The 2869-nt window shown below is 61.8% G+C and carries 5 protein-coding genes; 2 read left to right on the top strand and 3 right to left on the bottom strand.

The window, feature by feature from the left end; all coding sequences use genetic code 11:
• The coding region (locus EOA79_RS31145; protein ID WP_164894037.1) for a helix-turn-helix domain-containing protein at nucleotides 1-258 on the top strand (258 nt) is incomplete at its 5' end.
• An 81-nt stretch (nucleotides 259-339) separates the two neighbouring features.
• On the opposite strand, the gene EOA79_RS31140 is transcribed toward EOA79_RS31145, so the two are convergent.
• Nucleotides 340-504 carry a hypothetical protein gene (locus EOA79_RS31140; protein ID WP_095810084.1) on the bottom strand — a complete coding sequence of 55 codons (165 nt, stop codon included), beginning with the start codon at nucleotides 502-504 and terminating at the stop codon, nucleotides 340-342.
• A 33-nt stretch (nucleotides 505-537) separates the two neighbouring features.
• On the bottom strand, nucleotides 538-870 hold the full coding sequence (locus EOA79_RS31135; RefSeq protein WP_095824015.1) for a hypothetical protein: 333 nt from the start codon (nucleotides 868-870) through the stop codon (nucleotides 538-540).
• A 340-nt stretch (nucleotides 871-1210) separates the two neighbouring features.
• Here EOA79_RS31135 and EOA79_RS31130 point away from each other — a divergent pair, with 340 nt between their 5' ends.
• Nucleotides 1211-1663, top strand: a complete 453-nt coding sequence (locus EOA79_RS31130) for a L,D-transpeptidase (RefSeq protein WP_066990426.1) — start codon at nucleotides 1211-1213, stop codon at nucleotides 1661-1663.
• 201 nt (nucleotides 1664-1864) lie between these two features.
• Here the strand turns inward: EOA79_RS31130 and EOA79_RS31125 are convergent.
• The coding region (locus EOA79_RS31125) for an efflux RND transporter permease subunit (protein WP_206639294.1) at nucleotides 1865-2869 on the bottom strand (1005 nt) is incomplete at its 5' end.

Genomic DNA, 2869 nt, shown 5'->3' with positions numbered 1-2869 from the left:
GTCATGCATCGTTCCGGCGCCGAGGATCAGCTGTCGCCGGGGCAGGTGGCGCTGTTGAGATTGTTTCTGGCGAGCCCGCGAAAGGTGCTGACGCGCGACGACATCATTGCTGCTGCGCCCGCCGAGAATGCCGACGCTTTCGACCGCTCGATCGATTCGCGCATCGTGAGGCTGCGCCGTAAGCTCGATACGGAGACCATCACCACGATCAGGGGTGCCGGTTACCGGTTCGATCCGCCGACGCCGCGCACCGACTGAGGCGAGGGCCGCCAGGTCTTTTGCTCGATCTTGCATCGGATTTCCAAAACCGCTTCGCACTTTTGGATCCGACGCCGGCGCCTAGCGCACCACCAGGACCGAGGGGCCGGACGGCATTTCGGCGCTGGCAGCGATCTCGGCGTGGGCGCGCTCCTTGAGCAGCACCGTTGCAAGCGCGGCAAAGCCAAGCAGCCCTTGGGCATAAAGCAGTGCGGACAGCACCGAAGCGGCAAATTTCGTCTTCATAACTCAATCCCCAATTCGATAGTCGTCGATGCTTCAGGAAACTCCCGAAGCGCCCGCGCCGCCTACGGAGCCCCCCGCTGCGGCGCGGGCCTTCGGTCCTCTCGGCAGCAAGTAGCCGGAGGGGCCGCGCATCCCTATCAGCCGAAGACCGACCCGCCAGAGGGCCCTCAGCCGGTTGACGCGCAGGCTGGAGATGATCCAGACCGTGGCGATGAACAGTGCGGTGTGCAGTGTCGAAACCTCGCCGGAATTCATGGCGCCAAGCGCCGTCACAGGGTTCCCGGCGACAGAGCCGACAGCACCGAGGATGATTGCCGAGACGCCGACCCTGAGAAACCAGGTGCGAACTTTCGATTTCCTGCCCATTTTCGTTTGCTGATGTCTGTTCCCGTGACCTCGACATTGCTGCGGGCCTGTATCCGCATCATGCCGCGCAAGTCGCGTTTTGTTGCAATTCGGTTTCGAGATTAGGAGAAAGGCATTCATATCAAGGCGATATACGCTTTGCCCGCCGGTTTCGGCCTGCTTGGTATTGCCGGCAGCCGGTCTAAGGGAGCGTGTTCTCTGGAATTAGGCCGTCAACTTAGAGAAACGAATTCGAAACATTAACGCACATTAAGCGAAATAGGCCTGAAACAGGCGATCCCGATAAGACGATCCATCGAAATTGCAGCCGGCCCGACCGGCAAAAGAGAGAGGGATCGTCATGCATACCGCCATTTCAGCCAAGCTCATCCACGTCACCGCCGCCGCGCTCACCGGCGCGGCTTTGCTCTTCGGCAGCAACGCCGCTCATGCCAACCAGCTCGTCGCCCGGGTTTCGCTGTCGCAGCAGATCATGGAAGTCACGGTCGACGGCCGGCCGACCTTCACCTGGAAAGTGTCGACGGGCGACAGGGGGCACATCACGCCGACAGGGTCATTCAAGCCGACCCGCATGCATGAGATGTGGTATTCGAAGAAGTACGACAATGCGCCGATGCCGCATTCGGTCTTCTTCAGCGGCGGCTATGCGGTGCATGCGACCTATGCCATCAAGCATCTTGGCAGGCCAGCCTCGCATGGCTGCGTGCGTTTGCATCCCGATGCCGCGGCCGACTTCTATCAGCTCGTGGAGGCCTTCGGCCCGGGCAACACCAGCATCCTCATCGTAAAGTAACGGGTCAAGTAGCGGGCGGATTGCCGCCTTCAAGCCAGGTTCGACGCAATTCCGGACGGAAGGCCACGGCGAAGTCGCCGAGCAACCGTTCCACACTTTGTCCTGGAATTGCTCTGGCGCCGAAGCCGTGGGGCGACCGCCTAAGAAAGAGGCCGGGGTTTTCCGGCCTCTTTTTTGTTTTTGGAGCAGTCCTGGATTGCTTCAGGTGGGCAGCGCCGGCATCAGCTTCGGATCGGGCTTCTCGGCGAGATGCGGCAGGTCCTTGCTGGCGATGAAGGTGTAGAACATCGGCACGACGAACAGCGTGAACATCGTGCCGACCAGAATGCCGGTGAAGATGACGAGGCCCATCGAGTAGCGCGCTGCGGCGCCCGCGCCGCTGGAGATGATCAGCGGCACCACGCCGAGCGCCATCGCGGCCGTCGTCATCAGGATCGGCCGCAGGCGCACCTTGGCCGAGGCGATGATGGCATCGCGGCGCCGCATGCCATGGATTTCGCGCTGCTGGTTGGCGAATTCCACCAAAAGGATGCCGTGCTTGGTGATGAGGCCGATCAGGGTGATCAGTCCGACCTGCGTGTAGATGTTGAGCGTTCCGAGGCCGATATTGAGCGGCACGATGGCACCGAAGATCGAAAGCGGCACCGCCATCATGATGATCAGCGGATCGCGGAAGCTCTCGAACTGAGCGGCCAGAACCAAGTAGATCACGATCACGGCGGCCGCGAAGGCGATCAGGATGGTGTTGCCCTGCTCCTTTTCCTGCCGCGATTGGCCAGAATAGTCGATGAAGAAGGTGTCGGGCAGCGTTTCCCTGGCGAGATCCTCCAGCACTTTCAATCCGTCGCCGGTGGTCACGCCGGGCAAGGGCAGGGCGGAGATCGTGGCCGAGTTCAGCTGGTTGAACTGCTCGATCGCTGCCGGCGAGGCGTTGGTGGAGATATGCACCACCGCCGACAGCGGCACCATCTTGCCGTCGACGCTGCGCACGAAATACTCGCCGAGCTTCGCTGGATTGTCGCGGAACTCCTGCGGCACCTGCGGGATGATGTCATAGCTGTTGGAGTCGCGATCGAACTGCGCCACTTCGGCGCCGCCGACCAGCAGCGTCAGCGTGTTGCCGATATCGGCGATGGGCAGGTTCAGCGCCGCCGCGCGCTCGCGGTCGATGGTGACGGTCACCTGCGGGGCGTCATAGGACATCGA

Source organism: Mesorhizobium sp. M1A.F.Ca.IN.020.03.2.1 (assembly GCF_004023205.1).
Classification (GTDB): Bacteria; Pseudomonadota; Alphaproteobacteria; order Rhizobiales; family Rhizobiaceae; genus Mesorhizobium.
The sequence above is the reverse complement of the archived record's forward strand: the minus strand, read 5'-3'. Positions and strand labels throughout refer to the sequence as shown.

Coding starts and splice junctions, on each gene's coding strand:
- EOA79_RS31140 (WP_095810084.1), bottom strand. CDS start 504: ATGAAGACGAAATTTGCCGCTTCGGTGCTGTCCGCACTGCTTTATGCC.
- EOA79_RS31135 (WP_095824015.1), bottom strand. CDS start 870: ATGGGCAGGAAATCGAAAGTTCGCACCTGGTTTCTCAGGGTCGGCGTC.
- EOA79_RS31130 (WP_066990426.1), top strand. CDS start 1,211: ATGCATACCGCCATTTCAGCCAAGCTCATCCACGTCACCGCCGCCGCG.